Here is a 24501-nt window from a genome sequence, read left to right as displayed (position 1 = left end):
TCGATGACCACTAACGACTACCGCGATCTCCTCGACACCGATCCAACCCGCACTGCCGCCGATGCGACGTCGCCAGTTTCGGATGCTGGAGTCCTGTTCCACATCGACGGAGCTACCGAAAGCACTCTTCAGTGGAAGGCGGAGACATTTCAACTGGTGAACTGGGGCGGATTCGAGGGCCGTGTCAGGTTTGACTTCCATCCCGGTTCGACTCTGATCTCCGGAGCTTCGGGTACTGGCAAGAGCACGCTGCTCGACGCCTACATCGCACTGATGATGCCGTCCGACACCCCGTTCAACGGTGCGTCCAACGACGCGGTCGGAGGCCGCGCGCGCAGCGTCGAGCAGCGCAACCTGCTCACCTATCTGCGCGGCCAGACCGACACCACCGCAGACGCCGACGGCCAGGAGAAGCCGAAGGTGCTCCGTGGGGACCGGGCCACTACGTGGGGTGCGGTCGGCATGACCTTTGTCGACGACCGCGGGCGACGCTTCACCGCGCTTCGCGCGTACTACGTGCCCGCCCGAGCTCGCCGCAATGGCGAGTTCACCATGCGCATGGCCACTTTCGACGGCGTCCTCGACCTCGCCGACTTCGCTGAACACGCGGACCAGGCCTTCGCCCCGAAGGCACTGAAGGCCGCCTTCCCAGGGCTGAAGACCTGGGACAGCTACGCCGCCTTCGCCAATATCCTCTACACCCGCTTGGGCATTGGAGCCAACGGCGACGGCTCGAAGGCGCTGCGCCTGCTGGTCCGCATCCAGTCCGGCCACCAGATCCGCACCGTTGACGAGCTGTATAAGGAGATGGTTCTAGAGAGGCCGGCCACCTTCGCCTCTGCCGATCGCGCCATCGAGCACTTCGACGACCTTGAGGCCGCCTACCTGGCGATGCAGACCGAGCAGCAGAAGGCCGATTTGCTCGCTCCCATCACCGAACTGCATACCCGGCTGCTCGACGCCCGCGCCGAGGTGGAGACGATCGACACCTTCGGCCTCGCCCTTGACGGGGACACCCCCATCAAACTGTGGAGCCTGCGCACCGAGACAGCTCTGTTAACCGATGCCGTGGACGCCAACCGGGATGCACGCGCGACGAACGTCGACCGACTGAAGTGGGCACGCGGCGACGAGGATGATCTGGCCCGCGATCTCAAGGCAGCCCAGGATGCGCACCGCGACAGCGGTGGTGCTGACCTGGAGCGGCTCGCTGATGAGATCAAGGCCGAGTGCCGCCGTCGTGACGAGCGGCTGGATCGTCGCGGCGAGCTCGCACAGCGAACCGTGGCACTGAACGCGCCGTTGGACAGCCGCGAAGTCTTCGTGAAACTCCACTCCGCCGCTGACGCGTTCCTCACCACCTACGGCGAAGCCGACACCGAACTGGGCGAGCAGCGCGACCAACTGCTTCGGCGGCAGTTTCCGCTCTTGGAACGCAAGCGGCACCTGACTGATGAGCGCGCGTCCTTCGCCGGCCGTGCCGGGCGGGTACCGAAATTCCTCGACGACATGCGTCACCAGGTCGCCACTGCGGCGGGCATGGATCCGGCAGAGCTGCCGTTCCTCGCTGAACTCATCGACATCGACCCCGAGCACGCCCGCTGGCGCACCGCGATCGAAACCGTTCTCGGCGGCAGCGCACGCCTCCTGCTCGTGCCGCGTGAACGGCTGGAGGACTTCTCCCGCAGGATCGACCCACTGCACTTGCGGGGAAGATTGACCTTCGAGGGTGTCCCATCCACCGAGCACCGCGACGTCGCCGGCGACCCGGACACCATTGCCGGCAAGTTGCTGTTCAAGAACCACCCGTTCAGCGCATGGGTGATTCGGCACGTGACCGACCCGGCGCGCAACGCGCTGTGCGTGGCGACCGCGGAGGAGCTGACCGGTCTCAGCTACCGCGTCACTCTTGCCGGGCAAACCCGGCGAGGCACCAGCGGCAGCCACGGCCGCAACGACAGCTCCAACATCATCGGTTTCTCCAGCGCCGAGGCGATCGCCGACATCGACCGGCAGCTCGCCGACGTCAACACCGCGCTCGGCACGCTCGACACCCAGCGGACACAGGTGGAGCAGGAGCGAGATGCACTGGACCGGACCAGCCGGGCGTACGAGGAAGTGCGCCGGGTCGCCTGGGACGACATCGACGTTGCTGGCGTCGAGCAGCGCATTCGGGAACTGGAGGCCAACCGGAGCGCGATCCTCAACGCCAACGACCGGTTGCGTGCGCTCGAAACTCACATCGGGCACCTGAACGGAGTCCTGGAGAAAGCCCGCGAACGCCGGTTCGACTTGCAGAACCGCGGAAAGGAACTCAACGACCAGCACGCCATTCTGGCCGACCGGCAGGACAAGGTGAGCGACGAGCTCTACCGGATCGAGGACAAGCAGACGGTCGTCCTCGACGACGAGCAGGTCGTCCGGCTGAACAAGGAGTTCGCCGCCGCCGCCGCACCCGCAGACCCGGACAGCCTCGATCAGTTCCTCAACAACCTGGGCCATCTGCGCAAGCGGCTGAACAGCGCTGTCGCGGGCGCACGCCTCGACGTGGAACGCGCCGAGGCCGAACTCGCGCGAACGTTCGACACCTACCAGCGCCTGTGGGAAGACCCAACGCTAGGTGCGACCGCGACGTCATACCCGGACTACGCCCGAATCCTGGACAACATCATCACCACCGGTCTGCACGAGCGGAGGGACGAGTGGCGCCGACGACTCACCCAATGGAGCGGCCAGGACCTGGTGCCGCTGTCAGGCGCGATGGACGCCGCCATCGAGGACATCGAGGACCGGTTGGCACCGATCAACGACATCCTGGCCGCGCTGCCCTTCGGGGCAGGCCGCGACCGGCTGCGCATCAAGCTGCGCCGCCTCGCCCCCGACCACGTGATGCAGTTCCGCCGAGAGCTGCGGGTGCTGTCGTCGACGGCGACCAAAGGACTCGAAGAGAGCCAGATGGAACGTCGGTTCACCGAACTGCAACAGTTCATGGCCCAGTTACGGCGCCGCGACGACCCGCGCGCTACTGCGGAACTCGCCGACCGCGACCGGCTGCTGGACGTCCGACGGCACGTGGAGATCACCGCCGAGCGGTACAGCTCCGACTGCGTGCTGCTCAGCGTGCACTCCGCGCTCGGCGGCAAGAGCGGCGGCGAGAGCCAGGAGTTGGTGGCCTTCATCGTGGGAGCGGCACTGCGGTTCCGCCTCGGCGACGAGTTGCGAGCCCGCCCGCGGTTCGCACCGGTGTTCCTCGACGAGGGCTTCGTCAAGTCCGACTCCGAGTTCGCTGGCCGCGCCGTGCAGGCGTGGAAAGGCCTGGGCTTCCAGCTGATCGTCGGGGCACCGTTGGACAAGGTGACCGCGCTGGAACCGCACATGGACGAGCTGCTCGCCATCACCAAGGACAACGCGACCGGCTACTCCTTCGTCGCACACATCAAAGATCCGGTTGACCGGGGTCACGAGTGAAGACCCCTGAACAAGTTGTCGCCGATCTTGCCCGACGGGTGAAGAACAGTTGGGCCGCGACCCTGGTCGGCACACCCGATGCGTTGGCATGGCCCCTGGCGCTGCCGATCGGGCAGCCGAGCTCCGCCGAGCTCGCAGCCCAGTTCGCTGAGGTCACCCGTTTGGTCATCACGTGGCGAGAATGGGCCGCTCTACACGGTTTACAGCTGAAGTTCCGTGCCCGCCACATCGCCGGCACCGATCAAGAGCTGCCCACCCACCTGTACGTGGCCGATCTCGACACCGCCGCACGCGTTTGCGCAGGCGAGTGGCCAACTCGCCTTTCCCAGGGCCGACGGCGAGCCGCCGTCTTAGCCAAACGCTACCCGCGACTGGCCCAGCCCGAACGCACGCTAGCCGCCGCGAACGGCCTCTCCGACGTCGACTTCGACCTGCTGATTCAGGCCGCAGATTGGTTTGCTGGCAACGATGCAACCGGGCTGACGCCCCGCCAAGTACCGATCGCAGGCCTGCATGCGAAATGGCTCAATACTCGACAGGCGCTGGTCAAGGAGTTGGCCGGGGTCGAGAATCTGCAGCTGGCCCCAGCGCACCCGGCCCGCATCCACTTTACCTATCTCGATCCGGCTCATCGTGCCGCTGGCGGCCGGGTGCACGACTCTGCCACGGTTGGTGACAGGATCCAGTTGCCATACCGGCCGGAGGTGGTGATCATCTCTGAGAACAAGGATACTGCCATCCATTTCCCGGAGGTGGGAGGAGGAGTCTCGGTCGAGGGGGTTGGCCGAGGTGGGGGTACGACCGCGGCGTTCGACTGGATAACACGGGCTCCGAAAGTCATCTACTGGGGTGACATGGACGCTGATGGCTTAGAAATCCTTGACGGGTTTCGTGCTGCCGGCGTGCCAGCTATGTCGATCCTGATGGACCCGGACGCCTACGAATCCTGGGAGCGATTCGGTACTAACCTCGACCGGCACGGCAAACCGCTCGAACCGCGTCCCGCTCGACCGGTGCCGTACCTGACTGAGCCTGAACACACCCTCTACCACCGGCTCATCGCACCGACCTGGATCCGTCATCGTCGTATTGAGCAAGAACGGATCCCGCTGATTGTGGCGCTCGAGGAGGTGGACCGCTGTGGAGGCTCCAGTCCTGACAGCGCCGTGTGATGTGCGGTCGCCATCACCTGTGTCGAGGCTGTCGAAGGTTACGCCGCATTTTGTGCGGGCTGAAGCGTCATCGATCTAGGAGCTGAAGAGGCTAATTGAGCCCGGTGAGCTGGTCTTCCAAACTCAGCGCACGGCGACGAGCAGCGTCTGCCTTCTTCTGGAGTCGCTCGTATTCAATGCGAGCTTTGGCAAGCTCGTCAGTCACTCGCCGCTTCTCCGCCTCACGACGTGCCGTATCCGGGGGCAACTTCTCCGAAACAACCACTCCACGTGTCTGTTCGCATTCCGGGCAACCGACGACAGCAATCGACCAGTGGTCGTTCGAATGGTGCTGCGTTTTCTCGACGATATGGTCACACGTCAACGTCAGGCGCCACGTGTCAAGGTCATCAGGTCGTGTCCCCGTCTTGAAAGCGGCAAGGAAGGCAGCGATCTCCTCGATCCGTTCTCGGCTCAACGGTGGCGACGGACAGCAGAATCCGCAGTGCTGAGTCCTCGATCCCTGCACCGACCACTGATGACTTCGACAGTCGACATGGCGCCGTCTGAAGTCCTCGTCGTCGGCGTCGTACTCCCTGCGCTGCCCAGCATCCATCTTGAGCAGAACGGGCCAGCTGCCACGTCCGTCGCTGATCGCGAGCCCGCATCCACGACAAGATGCCCCAGCCACGTACTCGTCCCATGTCAGTCGAGTTCCGTTCACATCCCACTCACGCTGCTTGTTGTCCCGGCGAACGGCATCCTCCTCAGCCTCCAACGCAGCCTTGCGTCGTCGCTTCAGCGCACGACGAGCTTTCTCTTCCTCGCTCAGCTTCGCCATCAACCCTCGTTGCTCGTAGACGTGATGAGCTGCGGTTTTCTCATGTATCGGCGGGTGGCTGCCTGAACTAAACTCCTGATGTGCGAAAGGCAGGTCCTAGCTCTGGCCTGATACCGACGTGGTTGCGGAACCTGTGCCTTGGCAGGATGCTCGACCCCTTGCAATAGAACGCATCCGCAAGCTCAACCAAGGAGCCGATTGATGGCGCGAAACGCAGCGCTGAACGCCAAGCAAATGGCCGTCCTCAGGTGGGTGAGCGAAGGATGCGCGGACGGTGTCTACGAGGGAACAGCGCATCGCTTGGTTGCTCGTGCTCTGCACAACCGCAAGCTGATCGTGGTGAAGGGCAACGGATCATCGTGGACGGCGCGGATGACCGACGAAGGCACTCACTACCTCGACCATGGTCAACCCCCGCCAGCGGTCGACCATGTGGAAAGTAGTCGTCAGACAGGCGCTCGGCCTCCGAAGACGAGGAAACAGGGACCGGTCGACCAGTTGATTACCTCGCTCGCAGAAGCGCCTGACCGCCGCATCTTCGTACCACCCAGTGCGGCTGGCAGGCAGCGGATGCTTGCCAGCATGGCGAGGAAACTTGAGCGAATTCCAGCAGGTTCCCGTATCTCCTTCGGACATTCCCAGGAATCCGACGGCCTTATGGTGACGCTGACCCAGGAGCCGATTCCCGACTGGCAGGCCAGATTGCTCGACCCGTTGTACGTCTCGCACGAGTTGTCGGACCCCCAGGGCTGAGGCAAAGTCGACTACCAGTGGCTTGACCTGCTGATTCGGGTTGCGACACACCGAAGATCGGGTAGTCCGGAGCAGGCACGACAGGACCGTCGATCATGAAGGTTCCTACGCCATCGTGATCTTCGGAGCTCCGCCGTGCCTGCCGTGTCATCGTCTCCCATCACTGTCCTGTCACGCCAGTTGGCCCCGCTGGGCGAGGTGGCGCCGCAGGCGCGGACCGGGTTGCTCGAGGTGTTGGAGTCGGTGCCGGATCCACGCAGGAAACGGGGTGTGCGGTATCGGTTCGCGGCGATCCTGTTCGTGTCGGTGTGCGCGGTGGTCTCCGGTGCGCGGTCGTTCGCCGCGATCGCCGAATGGGCCGCGGACGCGGCCGAGGACACGCTGAGCGGAATGGGGATCGGCGCACCGAACGCGTCCACGATCCGGCGGGCGCTCTCGGCATTGACCGGTGACGGGTTCGACACCGCGATCGGCGTCTGGCTGTCCGGGCGTGTCAAGGCAGCGTGGATGGGGGCGCCGGGCAGGCGGCGGCGCCGCGCGATCGCGGTCGACGGTAAGGCGCTGCGGGGTTCCCGTCACGGCGAGCAGCGCGCGCGAATGGTGATGGCGTGCCTGGACCACGACAGCGGGGTCACGGTGGGCCAGGTCGAGATCGCGGAGAAAAGCAACGAGATCCCCATGTTCGCAGCACTTCTGGACACGATCGTCGATGTGACCGGTCTCGTCGTCACCGCCGACGCGTTGCACGCGCAACGCGGGCATGCCGAGTACCTGCACGGCCGTGGCGCGCACTACGTGATCACCGTGAAGGGCAACCAGAAGGCGTTGCGCGATCAGTTGGCGGGCCTGCCGTGGAAGGACGTGCCGATCGGGTACCGCGAGACCGACACCGGCCACGGCCGGGTAGTCACCCGCACCTACAAGGTCGTCACCGTCGCCGCCGGGATCCTGTTCCCGCACGCCGCCCAGGCCGTCCGGATAGTGCGGACCCGTAAACGCAAGGGCAGCACCAGGCGCGCGAGCCGCGAGACGGTGTACGCGGTGACATCCCTGACCGCCGCGCAGGCCCAGCCCGCCGAGTTGGCCCGCTACATCCGCGGGCACTGGCACGTGGAGAACAAGCTGCACTGGGTCCGCGACGTGACGATGGGCGAAGATGCCTCTCGGGCACGCACCGGCGGCGGGCCCAGGATGATGGCCAGCCTGCGCAATCTCGCCATCAGCCTGCTACGCCTGACCGGCCACACCAACATCGCCAAAGCCGTACGTCATATGGGAAGAAGGCCCGAACGAGCCATCAAGTTGATCTCAGCCAGCTGAAACACGACTTTGCCTCAGCCCTGGTCGGACCCCAGTGACGTCGTCGGCATCCTGATGCAGAGTGACAACTTCCCGGTCGCCGGTGAGCCACGCGATCGTGCCTTTCGTCTCCTAGAAGCGCTGGTGGACGGTGCGCGAGAAGCAGGAATACGGGTCGAGACCGGTCATCAGGCTCGCCACGGGTACGGATACACCGCTCGCATGCGGGACGAGATCACGTTTCGCATCGACCAGGACGTGTTCCACCTTCGCTTCACCCAGGCCACCCTGCAACGTCCTCACGAGCCGACGGAGCAGGAGCTCGCCAAAGCACGCCGCGGTTACCTGTTCCCTGACTTCGACGACATCCCTGACGAGCACCTCGGCATCGTTCTGGACGGACCTGGAGCGAAGTTCTGGTCGGATAAGTGGAAGGACTCCGATGAACACCGGCTGGAGCACGATCTTGCGCAAGTGTTGGAGGAGATTCGTCTCCGTCACGGGTACCTGACCGACCTGCGCGTGAGAGAACGGGAGCGGGAACTGCGAGCTCAGCAAGCGCGAGTAGAGCGCCAGAAGCGGCAGGAAGTCGCGCGTGACCGGGCAGTGATGGCGTACCGGGAACACATGATCGACGAAGACGCCCGCGACCAGTCTCGGCGGTGGCAGGAGTCGAACCGGATGCGTGCCTATGCGGAAGAAGTGCGTCGTCGCGCGTCGGCGCTGGACACGGCGGACCGAGAGCGAGCGTGGTCGTGGGCTGAAAGGGTCACCGAGATCGCTGACTCCCTGGACCCGTTTCCTGATCAAGCCGTTCCACCGCGGGACATCGCGGAGCCCTCGGAGACTGACCTGCAGCGGTTCCTGGAGCCGTAAGATCACGAACGGCCCTACCCCCAAGAGCGGCGGCGTGGAACCTCGATGTACCGAACGGGTATCTCCGACGGCTTCAGTGGGCGGTCGACCACGGGACGGTAGTTCGCCGGCGTGATGCGCTCTTCTTCATGCACGCTCGCGATCACATCGGCGAACATGCTGTGCCCGTTTTCACGCAGCTGGTCGACCAGACGCGTGACGAGCAGGTCCAAGCGTCGCACTTCGGCCTCCGCCGCAGCCAACCGCTCTTGCATCGAAACGGCGCGATGACCGCACCAGCCGCGGAGAAGTTCGTGCAGCGGACGCCCACGTTCGAGGTACCAGCTGTACTCCCACTCCGGACTCGAGGTCCGCTCCTCGCCTCGGTGATCGGTGTAGGACTCGCCACGCGTGGTCTTCTCGCGATACTTCCGCTCCTCCTCGACCACCAAGTCCAGTATGGGCATCGGGTTCACCTGACATGCGAGTTCGGCGATCAGGAGTGTCCCTTCCTGGGATAGCACCCGGTGACCGTCCCCGTCGGTGAGAAACTCGACCCGCTCGATGAGTTCTTCAGTCGGTAAGCCGATCAGCGATTCGAGCTTCACCGGATCGATGATCTCGGTGACGTGCGGAGACCACCGAAGTTCGGCCACTTCATCGGGGATCAAGGCGTCGAAGACGAGCCCCACCGCTGACCCTTCGATGTCAGTCAGCTCGAACGCGGAGACTCGCTCCCAGTCCGCCATGCTCTCGTCGTAGCGACGAACATGGGACCAAGGGCCACGTAAGCGTCTTTCCGGGACGTTCTCCTGCTTGCCAGCGGCCTCGCCGTCAAGGAACTCGATCTTGTACCGAGGATTTCGCTTGCTGGTGTCGATCGCGAGAACGCGCACACGCTGAGAAGGATCGTGGTCGCGCTGCCGGTAGATCTGCTCATCACCGATCTTGATCATCGTCCGAGTGCCTCGTCGATCTCCTGTGACAGAAGGGCCGGTACGTGACGTGCTGTCGCTGTGTCCGGAGACCAACGCGCTGAGCATCTCGCCCAGTACGACGACTCCCGGCCAATCAACGACGTGCTCAAGGTGTGTGCTACAGCATCGCCAGCCGCCAACGAACGGTACCGCACGGGCTGAGAAGCCCTGGCAGGAAGCGTTGCGAGCACTTGAGTCGCTTGGGTCGCCCAAAGCTATCGAGGTTGAGGCGGACCTGGCCGGGCCGCGCCGCAGAGGGTCGGATCAGTCGCCGGCCTGATCGAGCGGCTCGTCGATCTAACCGCGGACCAGTTCGGCGATTCGTAGGTCACGTCGGCCCAGATGAGGGTTGTTCTCGTCGGTAGCGTCGGAGAGTCCTTCTTATGCGTCTCCTGCGCCAGCACGGCGGCCGACTCGGCCTGCCACTCCCTGGATGACCGCCACAATCCGCAATGTCTCACCCGCATCGAGCCGGTACGCGGAGGACAGTGCGACGTGCAGCTCCTCCCAGCAGTGTGGGGTTGATCGGAAAGTTCTTCGTAATCAACGTGATAAGGGTGCGCGACCGTGCTAGCGACTTCTCGATCGACCGCGTCAGCGGTGCCCAAATCTCGCCTTCGATCACATCGAGGAACACCCGCTGCCCGCGCGACTTCAGCGCCGCCCGCAGAGCTACTGCAGCAGTGACGTCCTCGGACTTGTAGTACAGAAAGACATCGAACTGATCTTCTACCGCCGCATCCACGCCCGCGTCCCTTCCCGTTGTTGTCCCCGGTTCAGTGCCGCTCGCGGACCTCGCCTTCCCGACGCGGCAGCCGGCACATCGTGGAGATCGAACACAGGCACTAGCCCCAATACCAGTGACTTAAGGGTGAATCCGGTAGGCTGAGCGCACCTTGGAGGTGCCTGATGCCACGGCCTGGACAGGTCAAGGCCGACACGGACACGCGATTGTCGGATCGGATCGCGATCGGCTTGTTGACCAGCGCGTTCCCGCCGGAGTTGGTGGATCGGGTGATCACCGAGACCGGCCGGGTGGGGCAACGTGATCGACTGTTGCCGCCGCGGGTGGTGGTGTATTTCGTGTTGGCGATGTGTCTGTTCTCCGGCCAGGGCTATGAAGAGGTGGCCCGGTTGTTGACCGAGGGCCTGTCGTGGGCGGCACGGTGGTCCAAGCCGTGGCGGGTACCGACGACCGCGGCGATCTCCCGCGCACGGGTCAAGCTGGGTCCGGCGCCGTTGAAGGCATTGTTCGAGCAGGTCGCGAAGCCGCTGGCCAGCCCGGCGACGCGGGGGTCGTGGTATCGGACCTGGCGGGTTCTGGCGATCGACGGCACGACCTTCGACGTGCCCGACACCCCGGAGAACACGCAGCGGTTCGGTCGACCGGGCAGCGGTCGTGCGGCGGCACAAGGTGATCGGGCGGCGTTTCCACAGGTGCGGGTGGTGGCGGTGGCCGAGTGTGGCACGCACGCGATCGTGGCGGCGACGCTGGGGTCGATCACCAAGGCCGAGGCCACCCTGAGCCGGGAGTTGTTGCCCGGCTTGGCAAAGGGTGAACTGTTGATCGCCGACCGCGGGTTCGCGGGGCTGCCGTTGTGGCGGGCCGCGTCCGCGGGTGGCGCGGATCTGTTGTGGCGGGTGCGGTCGAACATCGTGCTGCCGGTGCGCGAGGAACTGCCCGACGGGTCCTATCTGTCGGAGATCGTCGCCACCGAGGATCATTACCGCCGCGAGGATCCGGTGATGGTGCGGGTGGTCGAGTACACACTGGACGATCCCGCACGCCCCGAACATGACGCGCCGTATCGTTTGATCACCACGATTCTGGATCACCGTAATGCTCCCGCGCGGGAGTTGGCGGCGTTGTACTGCCAACGCTGGGAAATCGAGACCGCACTGGACGAGCTCAAGACCCATCAACGCGGGCCCGGACAGGTGCTGCGTTCCCGTTCGGCTGACGGCGTGGAGCAGGAGGTCTGGGCGCATCTGCTGGTGCACTATGCGATCCGGTCGTTGATGCACACCGCCGCCGGTGAGGCAGGTCTGGATCCCGACCGGTTGTCCTTCACCCGCACCCTGCGCCTGGCTCGCCGACAGACCACGGCCCAGGCCGGGTTTTCCCCCTGACCGTTTGGCCGACGCGCTGGCCGGAGGGGTTCGGGAGATCCTGGCCCGGCTGCTGCCGATCCGGCGGCGACGCGGTAATCCTCGGGTGGTCAAACGGAAAATGTCCAGTTTCCCGCTCAAACGCACTCTGCACCGCGCCTGGCCGCAACCCGCCCACGACTCCGCTGAGGCGGTCCGGATCGCACCGCCCTACCGCGCCATCTCGGCCAACAAGCAGCGCAAACCTCCCTAAGTCACCGGTATTGGCACTAGCCCCTATCGAGCATGATCGCCCACACCTGCGCCAGCGCGTTGCCTACGAATCGGGGCGAGCGCAGCACTTCCAGTACCTCACCGGATGCAGCGCTGGCGGGCGGCGCGGCCACCGGTGGTGTCGGGTTGCGGTGACGGTACAGGTTGTGGATTCAGTTCGGCATTGAAGACCGAGTTGAACGCCTCGGTGAGGGCGTTGTGATAGCTGTCGCCCTTGGATCCGACCGAGGCCACGGCACCGGCCTCGGCGAGCCGTTTGGGTATAGCGAACGGCCGTGTACAGGCCGCGGTCGGAGTGGTGGAGCAGGCTGTCGGCGTCCTGCCAGTCCCTGCGCCGACGATCAACGGCGCACTGTGCGAACTCTGGCGCGTCGATAGGGCCCTATAGCACATTGCTACGACGGGGATGTCGCGTCCTCGCGCCCGCTGCCACAAATTAGGCGGAGAGTGTCGCGTAGCGTGATCGAATCGACCGTCGGTGTTGATGGCACAGCCGAGATGGATTCAAGGCTCGTCCAGGGGCATGCCCCCCTGTTTTCCCAGGTCACGTGGCTCCCGCGTCGTGAGAATCCAAGTAAACTTGGTGTGCCACTTAGGGCGGTGCTCACCGTCTGCAGAACTCTCAGGAACCTCAACTGTCTCAAACAGTGCGGCTTGAGCCCTGATGGAGGCCGTATGAGCACTGGCCCACTTCGGCTCCCCAGGCGGCATGTGCGGCCATATGGACTAGGCCGTTAAGCCTAGCGGCCTAGTCGGGCAATCCATCTGGTGTCACATTTGATGTCATGACATCAAGGATTCGAGGCGTCAAGATCGTCAAATATGACATCTTTGCAGGTCAAGCGTGGTGCCCCCGGCAGGATTCGAACCTGCGCCACCGCCTCCGGAGGGCGGTGCTCGCACCAGCTCCTACCTGCGAAGACTTCGACAATCATGCGTCCGCCGGAACAGGATCGGCATCGGTATCTGCGTCGGCAAGGCCAGAGTCGGCTACGCCCTGCGGCTCTTGGTCGCTTGGCTCGCCAGAGACCGCAGGCTGGATCACGGCGGGTGATCGAGGAGGGTCGTACCAAGATGACTGACCCGACTGTGGCTTGATGGAGCCGAGCCAGCATGCTGTTGCGTCATGGTTGACAACGTGGAACCTCCGCCCCGTCCGGCCGACCAGCCTGTTGAGCCGAGAGATACGCCAGGACGCCGCCGTGTCCTGTTATCAGCGAGAGGCATGTATAACTACCTATCCAGTGAAAAGTTTCAATTTGTAAAGTCATTCATGTGGGTTGCGGGCGGAGTGTTATTTCTTGGCTTTCTGCTAATTCTGGTTATACATTATAAATGGGCGGGTCCAGGGGAGTTAACGATAGCGTCGATCGTCGAGTCCATGAAGCTTGCAGCGGCAGTGTTGTTCCTTATTGTCCTGATGATTCTTATTTGGCGAATGGATAGTGGTCCGCGGGAGCGCAGTATTGCAGACCGTGCCGATGAGGCGCGTGATCACTTGACTGCGGCGGCGCAACTGCTGAACGAAATCGGCGACGAGTTAGCGGTAAAAACGAATCTGCTGGAGCAGCGTGAGGCAGATGCAAAGCACTACGAGCACTTGGCATCCTTGAATGTTGAGCAAGCCAAAGCTATTGAAGGGCTGGTCGGTAGACAGTTCGCCCGGCAATCGCGTGTTACTTGGCTGCAATTCGGTGGATCATTGGTGGCTGCGTTCGTTCTTGGTCTGATAGTGAATTGGGTCTCGAACCCTGTTCTGGAGATGATCTATGGCAAGTAACGATCTTACGGCTCCTCGTAGCAATCTCGCGCGGCTAAGATTTCCTGTTGCCACGCTGCTCTGGCCGAGCAGGGACGTCTATGCGCGGTTCGAGTGCGTCCGCCAGGACCCACTGTCCCATCCTGACGGCTGAGCCAGCCCCTCGGACTCCGAACGACACGTAGCCAACCCAGTGTCCGGTCGTCGTCATCTCCCACATCATCAGCTCGCCCGGTACGCGCTCCTGAAGGTCGAGGCCGTCCAGGTAGTGCATCCGCGGTCGATCGATCCGGTACACGACGTTCAAGTGGACCCAGACCGGCTTTGAGGGGCGTACGTCGATGCGACGACCGCGCTGCGGGGGCGGCTCTGCTCCGCGCGGCGACTCGAACATGTGTTCGAGTATGCGGTTGGTCCTGGCACCCTGTAAATGCAGAGCGGGGCACCCCCTTCATCGGAGCGCCCCGCGCTGGTACGTCTTGTGGATCAGTCTAGATCGTGCCGTCCAGACTTCACGTCGTCGAGGAACGCAGTGAACCCATGAAACGAGAAGGTCAGATTCGGCCCGGTGGCGTTCTTGCTGTCGCGCACCACTCGATTTCCAGGGGCGCATGCCATCTCGACACACTGCGCGCCGCCACCGCCGCTACGTGAGCTTTTCCGCCACACCAGAGGGATGCTGTCATCCAAGGTCATTGATCCGCCTAACCAGTGCCGCACGTGTGTTGTCCTCTGACAACGCCAGAACTTCCGCTTCCTCGAACGCGACAGAGTATGCGCCGGTTGTCTTGATGTAGTCCGCTCCGGTCAGCGTCTCCGTGTATGCGATGTGCGCTTGCGCCGGTTCGATGAACAGCAGCGTAAACGGGCAGCTCACGCCAGGACTTGCGCCCGCAGCGAACGGGAACAGCCGCAGCGACACGTTGGGCAGCTCGGACAGTTCGCACAAGCGCTCAAGTTGCCGCCGAAGGACGTCCTTGCCGCCAACCTCCCAGTAGAGGGCGGCCTCGCCCAGCACGGCCCACACGCGCTGCCCGCTTTGAGCCTTCAGTCGCTCGCCGCGTTCCTGTCGTGCCTCGGCCCACCCCGTGACCTGAGCACCAAGAACGACCGGTGATCGCATGAGCTGAGCGCGGGCAAACTCGCTGGTCTGGAACATGCCCGGTACTTCGCCGTAGACCATACGAACTTCTGCTGCGGCGCGCTCCAAGGCGACGTACTGGCGTGCCGAGTCCGCAACCCGTTCCGGTGCAGCAGTACGGCGAGCTTCAGCCGCGAGCCGACGCATTTCCTCGGCTGCAAGCCCGGACACTCCGTACTTGCCGAGCATGGCGTTGACCTCGGCTGGCTTGGTCGCCAACATGCCGTTTTCGATCTTCGAGAGCTTGCCGCGGTACCAGCCAAGGGCGTCGTTGGCGTCCTCCAGCTCGAACCTAGCCGCTACACGGAGGGTTCTCGCACGCGCGCCGAAGATCAGCCGTTGAACGACTGGGCCTGGGTCTTCCTCCGACATGCCTCCAAGTCTGCCCTACGGATCATGCCGACGTGGACGGAGTATTGCGGAGCGTCACCGTTTGAGACTCAAACGTCATCCGTTTGCGCGCGTCACTGTTTGAGTCTCAGACGTAGTCTCTGGGGAGTTGTCAGTGGAGACGCTCCGACTGCCAAGCCTTGAGCGGCAGCTCGGTGCACCCCTGCTTCGTCAAGGGCAAATGGAGGTTCGAGATGGTGACTGGGTCGCTAGGAGCGCTTCTGGCTGGTGGTGTTGCCTTCGCGGTGATCTACATCGGACGCCTGGTCCACGCTGCTTCGCGTGGGTGTGACGCCTGTCTGGCTTTCGTCGAGTTGCGAGGCCTTCGCACGCGGGTTCGACGCGCGGCTCGTCAGAGTGCGATGTGACCGCGATGACGCTGGACACCCGCGAAGTCGATGAGTGGATCGCAGAGATGACGCGCCAGGGTTGGACTCACCACTACTTCCCCGACCGGGAAGCTCCCATCGCGATGGCGTCGACGTTCTGGCATGCGGGCTATGTCGACGTAATCCAACTGTTCGATCATGCGGACGCTTTCGCATACCGGGCTCCGATGGAGCAGTGGTCGGGCTCAGGGGCAGACCCGTTCAAGCCTGCCGCCGTGGTCTGGCTCTACGGCGGGAACCCGATCTGGACGATCAGGGCGACGCTCGGACTACCGCTTCCAGGTAGTGCGCAGGCGCCGACCATGCCGGAACCGCCCCCGCCGATGTGCGAAGTGCTTCCAGGGATCGCGACGAAGGTTCGAGCGGTGGTGATCCGCCCGAATACCCCCAGCGGCTACAGCGCGGACGTCGTGCGTCAAGTCCCGCGCAATCCAGTCGAGCGCTAACCCCCTCAATGCTCCCCCGCCTGCGGAGGTCGGGGGAGGCGGGTGGCGTGCGACGAGCAGCAGAGCTACTCCCACGTAGCGAGCGCCCACGTCACCCGCCCTTAGCGGCGGCGGGGTCGGGACCTCACCCCGAAGACCGACCTCGCCGCCTCAACCACAGACGTCCCAATTCGAGCATTCCCGTTTACCAGTCACTAGGGCGCGATTGGCCGAGGTGAGGGGGTGTGCGGGCAGACGAATTGGGCGAACGGCGGTAGGGCGCATCCATAAAGCCCTACCGCCCAAGAGCTATAGTCGGTGTCAACATGAGATGAAATGAACATGCCAGCGGGAAATCATGTACCTAATCAACTCATACGCGATGCGCGCTTACGGCTTCCGTCGCCGAACGTGCCCGGTGCTGCCATGACGCGGCAAGAGTTGGCCGAGGCGCTTAACGCCTACGTCACACTGCGCGACCCTAAGGCCATGCCACTGGACTTCCGCAATATCGGCCTTTTTGAACGCGGAGTTACCCGCTGGCCACGTAAACTTATACGCGAAGCTCTCCGTAGCGTGCTTATGGCTAGTAACGATTCGGCGCTTGGGCTCCATACAGGCAGGCGCGCCTCACTTATTCCACAAACTGTTGCGGCGGCGCCCTCAATCAGTGCGGAATACTCGTCGTCAAACGCTGAATTCTGCGATCGCTCCGAAAAAACGTTCATAGTGGACACGGCAAAACTCGACATGTTGATGCTAAATAAAGAAGGTGTGCTCGTTGTCGATCGGCGACGAGTGTGGCGGCCATGAACGCCTCGATGAGCTTTGGAATTCGCGAAATGCGAAGATCCCACGTTGTTAATCGTCCGTAACTAATACCTCAGCAAGCGCCAGTATCGACCAAGAAGAGAGGTTGAACGCCTTTAGGTCCTTGTGAAACCAGCTCTTTGCCTGTGTATGGCTAGATTATTGACATGGGCACAAATTGGGTGGCAGCCGTTGTGGTAAACGCGCTATCGCCCTTTCAGGCATGCCCAAAAAAGCAATACGAAATTCGGGTAGACATTGGCGCTTCACCCAGTTGCACCTATCTGTCAACCGCGTAGTGCGATCATTATTTTCGTGGAAGAACCGATCGGGATGCATCGCGAACACCCGCAAAATTGCGCCCAAGCACGAGGTGATCGGTACTCCATCACCAAACGGAAGGAACGTGATGACGTCCACTCTCGCTAAGGCAACCACCGAAGACTTGATCTCGCTGGAGTTGCGCGGCCGGTTGACCTCGCAGTTGATCAAGGAACACGCTGGGATGACCGGGGACGAGGCCGTCCGCATCGTGGATCAGGCGGTGGCCTACTTGAAGACGTGCACGGACAACCCCGGCGTGCACCTGCGGCCGAGTCAGCGGGTCGACCTCGGCTGGCACCAGTTCATCCTCAACACCGTCGACTACGCCGAGTTCTGCGAGCGGGTCGCCGGATACTTCATCCACCACGTGCCCGACGAGTTCACCTTGCCGCGCGGCGGGTCCGCCGAAACCGTGAAGGCTCTGGCCCCTACGGTGGAGGCGATGAGGGCCAGTGGGTTCAAGGTCGACGCCGAACTGTGGATGACGAAGGCGGGCGACTGCACCCAGTGCCACTCGGGGTGCACCAACTGCGGTCAAGGTGACGGCAAGCCCAACTGCTAGAACGAGGATGTAGATGAAAGTTCGTCGTGATTGGTATGACCTGCCTGAGGGTGTACGGCTCGCCGTGGAGCACAACATCGGACAGGTGCTGAAAACCGATTCCCCGACTGCGGGCCGAAATTCCGAACTGGCCTTGACGCTGTGGTCCGAGGCCGGACCGGTGTACTGCAAGGGGATCACGACGGCGTCGTCGGCCTGGTCTTCGATGCACCGCAACGAGATGGCCGTGAACCCGTCCTTGCCTGACGAGCTCGCGCCGCGCCTGTTGTGGCATGTAGAGACGGAAGGGTGGCTGCTGCTCGGATTCGAGCACGTGTCCGGGCAGCACGCCGACCTCTCCCCGGATTCGGCAGACTTGCCGTTGGTCGCCGACGCGGTGGCGCAGATCAGCCGTACCCCGCTGCCCCCGGCTCCCGTGGCGCGACGGTCCATGTCCGAACAGTGGGCTCGCGGGCTGGCAGCGGAGATCGGGTCTCCGCTGCCACCGGAGGCGGAATCGTGGTCAGCGGAGAACCTCGGGCTGCTCGACGAGTGGGCGATCCGCGCACCCGATCACATGGACGGGTCAAGCCTCGCCCATACCGATCTTCACCCCGCCAACATCCTCGTCTCCGGTCGCGCGCAGATCATCGACTGGGCATGGTGGCGAACGGCCGCACCGTGGGTGGACCCGGCCTTCCTGCTCATCCGCCTCATCGCAGAGGGACATGATCCCGAAGCAGCGGAGAAATGGGGATGCCAGTTCGATGGCTTCTCGGCAGCGCCACCTGAAGCGCTTACGGCGTTCGTTGCCTCCGTGGTCCGCATGTGGGAGCGAAGGTTCTCGAACACTGCGGCGACCGAGGCTGCTCGTCAATGGGCGCGGTACCGATTGAGCTGACATGGCCACTTGAGGCCGATGTCGTTGAGCATGCACTCCACACCAGAAGTCCCCTGCCCGAGCTGGGCAGGGGACTTCGTGCTGCCAGTCTTTTGAGCGAGTTCGGGAGCAGAAATTCTGCCCCAGAAGGCCCTGACCGGAAGTTCCAGCGCGACGTGGCGCGTTCGCGTGTGTCGGGGATCACAAGTTGACTCGCCCGGACGAGGCTGTAACTATGTGTAATCATATCCCAATGCGTTGACGCCCGATCGGGTTAATAAAGCTTTCGATGTACACCTGGGAAAGTGACTTATCGCCGTTTACATGTTCGATAAGTAATCGGAGTAGCTCCACATGCCTGAGTCTTCCACGCACTCGGGTAGACAAGTAGTGTAGTGTTTATCTACAGAGGCTGGATACGTATATCCGCTAACTTGTGTGTTGTGTCCCCACTTGAATTTTTCCTCGTTGCCGCGGCAGTGCTGGGCACGGTATTCGCCGGTATCGCACTGCTGCTGTTTGTAGCTTCCCGTGGTACGGAAGGCGAAGCGCGTGAGCGCATCATCTTGGCACTCAAGGATCTACTGGTTGGTCTTCTCGAAACGGCGGGCTTGACCTTGGTCCAAGTTCTCAAGCTGGTCTCGCCGCCGTGGGGGCGCCCTACCGAAGTCGTTCCTCTGGAACAGCCGCCCGTCGAGCCTGGATCGGCAGAGCTTTCTCCGGCCGAACTGCCCGCTTCCAACGATCAGATCCCACCCCCTGGTTCGGCCTGAACGATGAACGCCCTCGCACGGAGATCCTCGTGCGAGGGCGTTCATCGTTAGGTCACGCGGCTTCCCCCCCAGCGGACGTATCCGTTCAGGTGGTTGGTGAGCAGTTCCAGCGCGCGGGCCAAGCGCTTGCTGATTGCGCGCTGGCTGACGGCCTCGTGCTCGGCGATCTCCTCCTGAGTCCAGCCGCAGGCGTGGGACAGAAAGAGGGCGACCCGCAGTTCGCGGGTCAGGAAGGTCTCGCGCCAGGCCGCGCGGATGTCCGCCAGGTGGGCCCAGTAGGTGCCGCTGTGGGAGGCGACGCTCGTCGCGCGGGGCATGTCCGGGTCGGGGATCTGGGGGTTTTGCTGCCCCCAGGCCCACGTCCCGCCCCAGATGGTCGGCAGAAGCCGCTCGACCTGCTCCGGGGTGTAGGTCAAAGCTGGATCGCCTCCAGGCGCGTCAGCGAGACGGTCTGGTTGGTCTTGCGGACGTGAGGCCGGTACTGGTCCCGCAGCCTCGACCAGATCCATCGGATCAGGTAGTTCGGGTGCTCCTCGTCGGCGAGGTAGGCCAGCACCTTGTCCGGGTGGGTGGCGATGACGATCGCCGCGTCCTGCTTCAGGTCGTCCAGTTCGGCGACGTGGCCGAAGTCCCGGACGACGCTGGCGGCGGCGATGCCGATCGCTTCCCGCACAGGGGGAAGCTGGACAACGCGCCAGTCGGTACGGTCGGTCAACGAATCACCTCCAAGGGGCCCACGGCCCCGTCCTTGGTCATGGCGACGATCAAGCCGGGGTGGCCGGTCGTGCCCTTGGCGTGCCGCCACCACGTGGATTCGCTCTCCATCGCGGGCGGCTGGATGAACAGGCGCTTGCCGTCGCTGTCGACGTGCTCGTGGTGCAGGTGCCCAGCGACCAGCAGGTCCGCCTGGTGCATCGGGGAAGCGGCGTTGAAGGCCTGCCCGCGCCACCACTCGAAGTGGCGGCCAGGCTTCCACTGGTGGCCGTGCGCGTGAGCCACCGTGGTCCCGGCGACCGGCAGCACGACGGTCAGTTCGTCCGTCTCGGGGACGTAGAACCGCACGTGCCCGAACGCCTCCGGGTTGAGCGCTGCGGCGTCGGCGACGGCGATCAGGGACTCGGTGTCGTGGCTGTCGTCGTAGCGGGTGACGCCCTTCCCGGCGAAGCGCACGGCCTCGCCGTGGTTGCCGGGCACCGCGACCATCGACACCCGCTCGGCGCTGTCGGCGAACAGCTTCAGCGCGTGGAGCATCACTCGGCGGGTCAGCCGGATTTGCTCGTTGAGCGTGAGCTGTGTGCGCCACACGTTGGCGCCGCCTTGGGAGACGAAGCCCTCGACGTGGTCGCCGAGCCAGGCGACGTGCACGTGACCGACGTCGAACCGCAGGCGGTAGAGCTCCAGGACGTCGCGCGCCCGGTTCAGGTAGTCGATCGTGCGGGCCAGGGTGCCCTGGACTCCGTCGCCGTCGAGCTTGCCGAACTGCATGTCGCCCGCGAGCACCAGGAAGCCGTGGTCGCCCTCGGCCCGTTCGGTGACGGGCTCGTGGCCGCGGATCTCGGCGAACAGCTCGTCGAGCGGCGGGCGCTCGGCACTGGCCGCGGTGCCGAGCCGGGCGAAGCTGTACCGGGTGGAGACGCCGGTCGCGCCGGAGGCCATCGTCCACTCCGAGGCGCGGAACCCGGTCACCTCCCACAGCGAGGGGTCTTCGCCCTGCTCCCGGAGGAAGTTCGCCGCCGCGCTCTCGTCCACTTGGACGTCACTGCGAACGGTGACCTCGGCGGTGTCGCCGGAGACCTCGACCGCGCGGGTGAAGTCCTTCTCGGGGCTTGTTGCTCGCGGTGTGATCGCGGGGCCGACCGGCTTGGCGAGGAGCTGTTCGGTCAGGCTGTCAGCCACGGGTCACCCCCTTCTGGCGAATCGCTCGCCGGTAGTTGCGGATGGTGGATGCGGACACGGTCAGGCCGTGCTCGCGCAGTACGGCGGTCAGCCAGTCGGCCGAGGTGTCGCCGAGCAGGTGCGGGCACAGAGCGGCCCTCTGGTCGGGGCTGAGGCCGTCCCAGAGGGCCGTGAGCGTGGGGCCCGGTGCGCCGGGCAGGGGTCCGGTCACTCGGGCAGCACCGTGGCCCGGCGCAGGACGGTCACGTCCTCGGGGAAGTCGATGACCTCGTCTACGAAAAACGCCCAGTAGCCGCCGTCGTCGGTGAAGCGGAACTGGCCGATCTCGGGCTCGTCCTCCCCGAAGCGGAGGACGTAGGCGAGGTCTCCGTGCGTGAAGCCCGCGCTCACGGGCAATTCACCTTCGCCCGGCGCAGCACGGTGACCTCGACGGGATGGGCGACCTGCTCGGTGCCGAAGAACGCCCAGTAGCCAGCGTGGCCGGGGACGAGGTTGAACTCGGCAAGGACGGGCTCGGTCTCACCGTCGAGGACGATGTAGGCCAGCTCGTGGTGATCGAATCCGGCGATCACGCGGCCACCACAATGGGTGCTGCGCCGCGGCGGTGCAGGTGCTCGCGCCAGGCCACGGCGACGGCGGCAACCTGCACGAGCTCCTTGGCCAAGCGCTCGGGATCGCTCTCGGTGAGCGCCTCCGCGACCTCCTCCAGGAGGACGTCTCGCCAGGACACGACGCCCATGCTCTCGGCAATGGCCATGTTGCTCCGCGCGTCCACGAGCATCTGCCAGAACACGGGGCCGGTGCCGTTCGGCAGGTCGCCCGCACCGTGCTGGGCGTCCTGCGCGATGCGCTCGCGGCGCACCAATGCCAGCGTGTTGTTGGTCAGTTGGAACGTTGCGTGGCGGCGGACGAGTTCGTCGTAGGTCAACCTCACGGGGTGCTGCCCTCCAGGTGAGCGATGGCGGGGGTGAGCTGGTCGCGGAGGCGACGCAGCGCTTCGGGACTGGTGAAGCACCACATCCCGCGGCCGAAGGTCGCGAGGGTGACGCCGGGGGCTCCGTCCGACCGGTGGCCGAGGCTCACAGTCACGTCGTGCGAGGGGCGTCCGGTCAGAACACGCACGGCTTTGCGGATCACGCTGCGGTCAGCTCCTTGGGCTGGATCAGGTCGAAGATGGCGGACGGCCCGCCAGCCAGGTACGTGTCGGTCACGTCGCCTACCTTCAGGCGCACGCCCTTGGCCGAGCGGAGTGCGCGCGTGATCTTGTTGGTGAGCTCGGCGCCCGCGTCGTCCGGATCGCCCCAGACCCAGACCCGCGAGAAGCCTGCGAGCATCCGGCGGTGGCGGCTGAACCACAGCTTCGCGCCGGGGATCGCCACTGCGTGCAGGCCGAGCATCGACAGGATCACCGCGTCGAGCTCGCCCTCGCAGATGTGGATCTCGTCCCCCGCCCGGTGAACCGCGCCGACGTTGAACATGCGGGGGATGTCGCCGTCCAGGGTCATGTACTTGCCGTGGCCGTAGGCCCGGTGGTCGTGCTCCTGGAGGCAGCGGAAGCGCACCATCAACGGCTTGCCGTCGCGGTCGAGATAGGGGATCACCAGGAAGCCGCGGTGCCGACTGTGGCCGGGGAACGGGTTACCGACGACGCCAAGCCGGAACGTACTTGCCGCCTCGCGGTTGATCCCCCTTGCGACCAGCCACTTTGCGGCGTCCGCCGTAAGCGCTGCCTGATAGCTGGTCACCGCCTCCTCCAGCGCTTCCCGTTGCGAGTCCGAGAGTGGCCGCAAAGGCTCGTGCTCCGACAAAGTCGACGTTCTCCTTGAGTTGGATGAGGTTGAAGCTGTCGCCAGCGCGACCACACGAGTGGCAGTTCCAGAGGTGCTTGTTCAGGTCGACGCTGCACGAGGGGGTGCGGTCCTCGTGCAGCGGACACGCGACCATCTGCCGACCACGATCGGAGCGCGGAACGCCGTAGTGGTCGAGCAATGCGCCCAGGTCCGGGCGCTCAACGTCGCTCACGCGACCCTCCGACCTCGCAGCGTGCCGGTCATCCGATCGAAGCCAAGTTCGGCCAGCGTCGGGGGCGGCTGCTCGGCGTCGAACAGGATCTCGGCGGCGCGGATCTGGCGAACGCCCCAGTGCTCGTCGCCTTCGTCGGCGGCCAGAAGCGCGTCGATCTCGAAGTCGAGGGTCGCGGAGTCGTCGCCCTGCGGCCAGTGACGCAGCGCCAGCCACTCCTCCCATTCGCCGCCGAGGCAGGCAGCCCACTCCACCAGCGGGTCTTGCGCCGTCACCTGGTCAGGCCGAAGTAGTCGCCGACCGTGGTCAGCACGAGGGCGTCTTTCCAGTTCATCCCGCGGCGCTTGACCACGGCAATGCTGGCGACGCGCGCCCGGTCGAGGCTGCGGTGCGCTGCGAAGTGGCCGCCCTCGGCGAGGGCTTGGCGGACGAAGTCCGTCACGTGAAGCTGGCCAGCCTTGGCCTCGATCACGACGAAGTCGCCCGGCTTGGCGAAGTCGCGCACCACGAGGTCGCCCTCGTCTTCCTTGCCGGTGAGCACGAGGCGCTCGACGTCGAGACCGCTCTCGCGCAAGCCGTTGCGCAGGTCGCTTTGCCACTGCGCGCCGCGCCTGCGGTTGGCGGCGTTCCGCTTCGCGATGTCGGTCACTGGGGGACACCTCCGGGGGTCAGGCTCACCGCGGACAACATCGCCTGATGCGTGTCGAGCGCGTGGAAACGGGTCTTGTCCGGCTCACAGCGCAACGTGGCGTGCGAGCGGGCGGTCGGGTCGCTCGGACCCATGCGTTGCTTGATGACGGCGATCTTGTAGATCAACGAAGTCGGGTCCAGCGCCACGGACAGCGACAGCTCCGGTTTCTCCGACAGGCCGCCCTTGACCTGGTCACGCGACGGCGGAGCCCACGGGTCGGACTTCGCCTCCCAGCTCTTGTCACTGGCGTGGTGCAGCAGGATCACGGTCGCGCCCGTGGCGCGGGCGAGCTCGGTCGCCGAACTCATCACCGCCATCTGCTCGGTGTAGTCCGACTCCGCGCCGTCGAAATCCATCAGGTTGTCGAACACGATGACCTGCGGGTACTCGTTCCACAGCTCGATGTACGCCTCCAGTTCCTCGTCGACCGCCTGCCAAGTGATCGGCGAGCCGAAGCTGAAGGTGATGCGCGACGAGGCGAGGGCGTCCAGGTACTTCTGGCGGTGGTAGCCGCCTTCAGTCATGCCCGCTTCCACCATCTCCGTCGTGTGCCCGAGGGCCATCGACGCGAGGCGGGAACTGGCGGTGAAGGCGCTCATGTCGGCGCTGAAGTACAGCGTCGGCAGGTTCATGCTGGCGACCCAGAACAGGGCCAGGCCGGACTTCTGCGTGCCGCTTCGACCGGCGATCATGATGACTTCCCCGTGCCGGGGGCGGCATCCCATGTCGTAGAG

At 64.5% G+C, this 24501-nt stretch carries 30 protein-coding genes, 1 tRNA gene and 1 pseudogene; 12 read left to right on the top strand and 20 right to left on the bottom strand.

Annotation, left to right across the window (positions count from 1 at the left end; translation table 11 throughout):
* The first annotated feature begins 3 nt into the window (after positions 1-3).
* Both RM788_RS19385 and RM788_RS19380 read left to right on the top strand, forming a co-directional pair.
* A complete protein-coding gene (locus RM788_RS19385; protein WP_315933096.1) occupies positions 4-3468 on the top strand; it encodes an ATP-binding protein in 3465 nt (1154 codons plus the stop codon).
* Complete coding sequence (locus tag RM788_RS19380) at positions 3465-4640, top strand: Wadjet anti-phage system protein JetD domain-containing protein (protein ID WP_315933095.1); 1176 nt, start codon at positions 3465-3467, stop codon at positions 4638-4640. The genes RM788_RS19385 and RM788_RS19380 overlap by 4 nt, the downstream gene beginning before the upstream one ends.
* Before the next feature lie 91 nt (positions 4641-4731).
* Here the strand turns inward: RM788_RS19380 and RM788_RS19375 are convergent, their stop codons facing one another.
* Positions 4732-5460, bottom strand: coding sequence for a hypothetical protein (locus RM788_RS19375; protein ID WP_315933094.1), 729 nt, complete (start codon positions 5458-5460; stop codon positions 4732-4734).
* 201 nt (positions 5461-5661) lie between these two features.
* Here RM788_RS19375 and RM788_RS19370 point away from each other — a divergent pair, with 201 nt between their 5' ends.
* From RM788_RS19370 to RM788_RS19360, 3 genes are all read left to right on the top strand, one after another.
* Complete coding sequence (locus RM788_RS19370; RefSeq protein ID WP_315933093.1) at positions 5662-6213, top strand: hypothetical protein; 552 nt, start codon at positions 5662-5664, stop codon at positions 6211-6213.
* Positions 6214-6357: 144 nt separating this feature from the next.
* On the top strand, positions 6358-7533 hold the full coding sequence (locus RM788_RS19365; RefSeq protein WP_315920713.1) for an ISAs1 family transposase: 1176 nt from the start codon (positions 6358-6360) through the stop codon (positions 7531-7533).
* Between the two features lie 201 nt (positions 7534-7734).
* The gene (locus RM788_RS19360) at positions 7735-8388 is read left to right on the top strand and encodes a hypothetical protein (RefSeq protein ID WP_315933092.1); all 654 of its coding nucleotides are present in this window, start codon (positions 7735-7737) and stop codon (positions 8386-8388) included.
* 14 nt (positions 8389-8402) lie between these two features.
* Here the strand turns inward: RM788_RS19360 and RM788_RS19355 are convergent, their stop codons facing one another.
* Together RM788_RS19355 and RM788_RS19350 are read right to left on the bottom strand one after the other, a co-directional pair.
* Positions 8403-9323, bottom strand: a complete 921-nt coding sequence (locus tag RM788_RS19355; RefSeq protein WP_315933091.1) for a hypothetical protein — start codon at positions 9321-9323, stop codon at positions 8403-8405.
* 478 nt (positions 9324-9801) lie between these two features.
* Positions 9802-10089, bottom strand: coding sequence for a TIR domain-containing protein (locus tag RM788_RS19350; protein ID WP_315933090.1), 288 nt, complete (start codon positions 10087-10089; stop codon positions 9802-9804).
* A 164-nt stretch (positions 10090-10253) separates the two neighbouring features.
* Between RM788_RS19350 and RM788_RS19345 the strand changes: the two genes are divergently transcribed.
* Positions 10254-11474: an IS4 family transposase gene (locus tag RM788_RS19345; protein ID WP_315933089.1), complete on the top strand. Its 1221-nt coding sequence runs from the start codon at positions 10254-10256 to the stop codon at positions 11472-11474.
* Positions 11475-11879: 405 nt separating this feature from the next.
* Here the strand turns inward: RM788_RS19345 and RM788_RS19340 are convergent.
* Together RM788_RS19340 and RM788_RS19335 are read right to left on the bottom strand one after the other, a co-directional pair.
* A pseudogene (locus RM788_RS19340) lies at positions 11880-12033 on the bottom strand (IS3 family transposase); the annotation flags it as partial.
* 538 nt (positions 12034-12571) lie between these two features.
* A tRNA-Arg gene (locus RM788_RS19335) sits at positions 12572-12639 on the bottom strand.
* 468 nt (positions 12640-13107) lie between these two features.
* Between RM788_RS19335 and RM788_RS19330 the strand changes: the two genes are divergently transcribed.
* Positions 13108-13506 carry a hypothetical protein gene (locus tag RM788_RS19330; protein WP_315933088.1) on the top strand — a complete coding sequence of 133 codons (399 nt, stop codon included), beginning with the start codon at positions 13108-13110 and terminating at the stop codon, positions 13504-13506.
* 465 nt (positions 13507-13971) lie between these two features.
* On the opposite strand, the gene RM788_RS19325 is transcribed toward RM788_RS19330, so the two are convergent.
* On the bottom strand, positions 13972-14181 hold the full coding sequence (locus tag RM788_RS19325) for a DUF397 domain-containing protein (protein WP_315933087.1): 210 nt from the start codon (positions 14179-14181) through the stop codon (positions 13972-13974).
* Complete coding sequence (locus RM788_RS19320) at positions 14168-14998, bottom strand: DUF5753 domain-containing protein (RefSeq protein WP_315933086.1); 831 nt, start codon at positions 14996-14998, stop codon at positions 14168-14170. Before RM788_RS19320 ends, RM788_RS19325 begins: the two co-directional genes overlap by 14 nt.
* Before the next feature lie 391 nt (positions 14999-15389).
* Here RM788_RS19320 and RM788_RS19315 point away from each other — a divergent pair, with 391 nt between their 5' ends.
* The 5 genes from RM788_RS19315 to RM788_RS19295 all read left to right on the top strand — a co-directional run bounded on the left by RM788_RS19315 (position 15390) and on the right by RM788_RS19295 (position 19158).
* Positions 15390-15851: a hypothetical protein gene (locus tag RM788_RS19315; RefSeq protein WP_315933085.1), complete on the top strand. Its 462-nt coding sequence runs from the start codon at positions 15390-15392 to the stop codon at positions 15849-15851.
* Positions 15852-16256: 405 nt separating this feature from the next.
* On the top strand, positions 16257-16643 hold the full coding sequence (locus RM788_RS19310; protein ID WP_315933084.1) for a hypothetical protein: 387 nt from the start codon (positions 16257-16259) through the stop codon (positions 16641-16643).
* Positions 16644-17049: 406 nt separating this feature from the next.
* Complete coding sequence (locus tag RM788_RS19305; RefSeq protein ID WP_315933083.1) at positions 17050-17526, top strand: glycine-rich domain-containing protein; 477 nt, start codon at positions 17050-17052, stop codon at positions 17524-17526.
* Between the two features lie 13 nt (positions 17527-17539).
* On the top strand, positions 17540-18406 hold the full coding sequence (locus RM788_RS19300) for a phosphotransferase (protein WP_315933082.1): 867 nt from the start codon (positions 17540-17542) through the stop codon (positions 18404-18406).
* 422 nt (positions 18407-18828) lie between these two features.
* On the top strand, positions 18829-19158 hold the full coding sequence (locus RM788_RS19295; protein WP_315933081.1) for a hypothetical protein: 330 nt from the start codon (positions 18829-18831) through the stop codon (positions 19156-19158).
* A gap of 47 nt (positions 19159-19205) precedes the next feature.
* Here RM788_RS19295 and RM788_RS19290 read toward each other — a convergent pair whose 3' ends face one another.
* Genes RM788_RS19290 through RM788_RS19235 form a run of 13 tightly spaced genes read right to left on the bottom strand, consistent with a single transcriptional unit; the run spans position 19206 to position 24492 of the window.
* Positions 19206-19574, bottom strand: coding sequence for a sigma factor-like helix-turn-helix DNA-binding protein (locus tag RM788_RS19290; RefSeq protein WP_315933080.1), 369 nt, complete (start codon positions 19572-19574; stop codon positions 19206-19208).
* A complete protein-coding gene (locus tag RM788_RS19285; RefSeq protein WP_315933079.1) occupies positions 19571-19873 on the bottom strand; it encodes a hypothetical protein in 303 nt (100 codons plus the stop codon). The genes RM788_RS19290 and RM788_RS19285 overlap by 4 nt, the downstream gene beginning before the upstream one ends.
* Positions 19870-21054, bottom strand: a complete 1185-nt coding sequence (locus RM788_RS19280; protein WP_315933078.1) for a hypothetical protein — start codon at positions 21052-21054, stop codon at positions 19870-19872. Before RM788_RS19280 ends, RM788_RS19285 begins: the two co-directional genes overlap by 4 nt.
* Positions 21047-21265, bottom strand: a complete 219-nt coding sequence (locus RM788_RS19275) for a hypothetical protein (RefSeq protein WP_315933077.1) — start codon at positions 21263-21265, stop codon at positions 21047-21049. The genes RM788_RS19280 and RM788_RS19275 overlap by 8 nt, the downstream gene beginning before the upstream one ends.
* The gene (locus tag RM788_RS19270) at positions 21262-21444 is read right to left on the bottom strand and encodes a hypothetical protein (protein WP_315933076.1); all 183 of its coding nucleotides are present in this window, start codon (positions 21442-21444) and stop codon (positions 21262-21264) included. Before RM788_RS19270 ends, RM788_RS19275 begins: the two co-directional genes overlap by 4 nt.
* The gene (locus tag RM788_RS19265; RefSeq protein WP_315933075.1) at positions 21441-21626 is read right to left on the bottom strand and encodes a hypothetical protein; all 186 of its coding nucleotides are present in this window, start codon (positions 21624-21626) and stop codon (positions 21441-21443) included. Before RM788_RS19265 ends, RM788_RS19270 begins: the two co-directional genes overlap by 4 nt.
* On the bottom strand, positions 21623-21982 hold the full coding sequence (locus RM788_RS19260; RefSeq protein ID WP_315933074.1) for a hypothetical protein: 360 nt from the start codon (positions 21980-21982) through the stop codon (positions 21623-21625). The genes RM788_RS19265 and RM788_RS19260 overlap by 4 nt, the downstream gene beginning before the upstream one ends.
* A 2-nt stretch (positions 21983-21984) precedes the next feature.
* Positions 21985-22191, bottom strand: coding sequence for a hypothetical protein (locus RM788_RS19255; RefSeq protein WP_315933073.1), 207 nt, complete (start codon positions 22189-22191; stop codon positions 21985-21987).
* Positions 22188-22799 (bottom strand): toprim domain-containing protein, encoded by a 612-nt coding sequence (locus RM788_RS19250; protein ID WP_315933072.1) that lies wholly within the window; start codon positions 22797-22799, stop codon positions 22188-22190. Before RM788_RS19250 ends, RM788_RS19255 begins: the two co-directional genes overlap by 4 nt.
* Positions 22693-23076, bottom strand: coding sequence for a CHC2 zinc finger domain-containing protein (locus tag RM788_RS52995; RefSeq protein ID WP_399344056.1), 384 nt, complete (start codon positions 23074-23076; stop codon positions 22693-22695). Before RM788_RS52995 ends, RM788_RS19250 begins: the two co-directional genes overlap by 107 nt.
* Positions 23073-23351: a hypothetical protein gene (locus RM788_RS19245; RefSeq protein ID WP_315933071.1), complete on the bottom strand. Its 279-nt coding sequence runs from the start codon at positions 23349-23351 to the stop codon at positions 23073-23075. The genes RM788_RS52995 and RM788_RS19245 overlap by 4 nt, the downstream gene beginning before the upstream one ends.
* Entirely contained in the window at positions 23348-23725 is a 378-nt protein-coding gene (locus RM788_RS19240) for a hypothetical protein (RefSeq protein WP_315933070.1), read from the bottom strand. Before RM788_RS19240 ends, RM788_RS19245 begins: the two co-directional genes overlap by 4 nt.
* Positions 23722-24492 (bottom strand): AAA family ATPase, encoded by a 771-nt coding sequence (locus RM788_RS19235; protein ID WP_315934683.1) that lies wholly within the window; start codon positions 24490-24492, stop codon positions 23722-23724. Before RM788_RS19235 ends, RM788_RS19240 begins: the two co-directional genes overlap by 4 nt.
* Positions 24493-24501 lie beyond the last annotated feature (9 nt).

The organism is Umezawaea sp. Da 62-37 (genome assembly GCF_032460545.1).
GTDB lineage: Bacteria > Actinomycetota > Actinomycetes > Mycobacteriales > Pseudonocardiaceae > Umezawaea.
The sequence above is the reverse complement of the archived record's forward strand: the minus strand, read 5'-3'. Positions and strand labels throughout refer to the sequence as shown.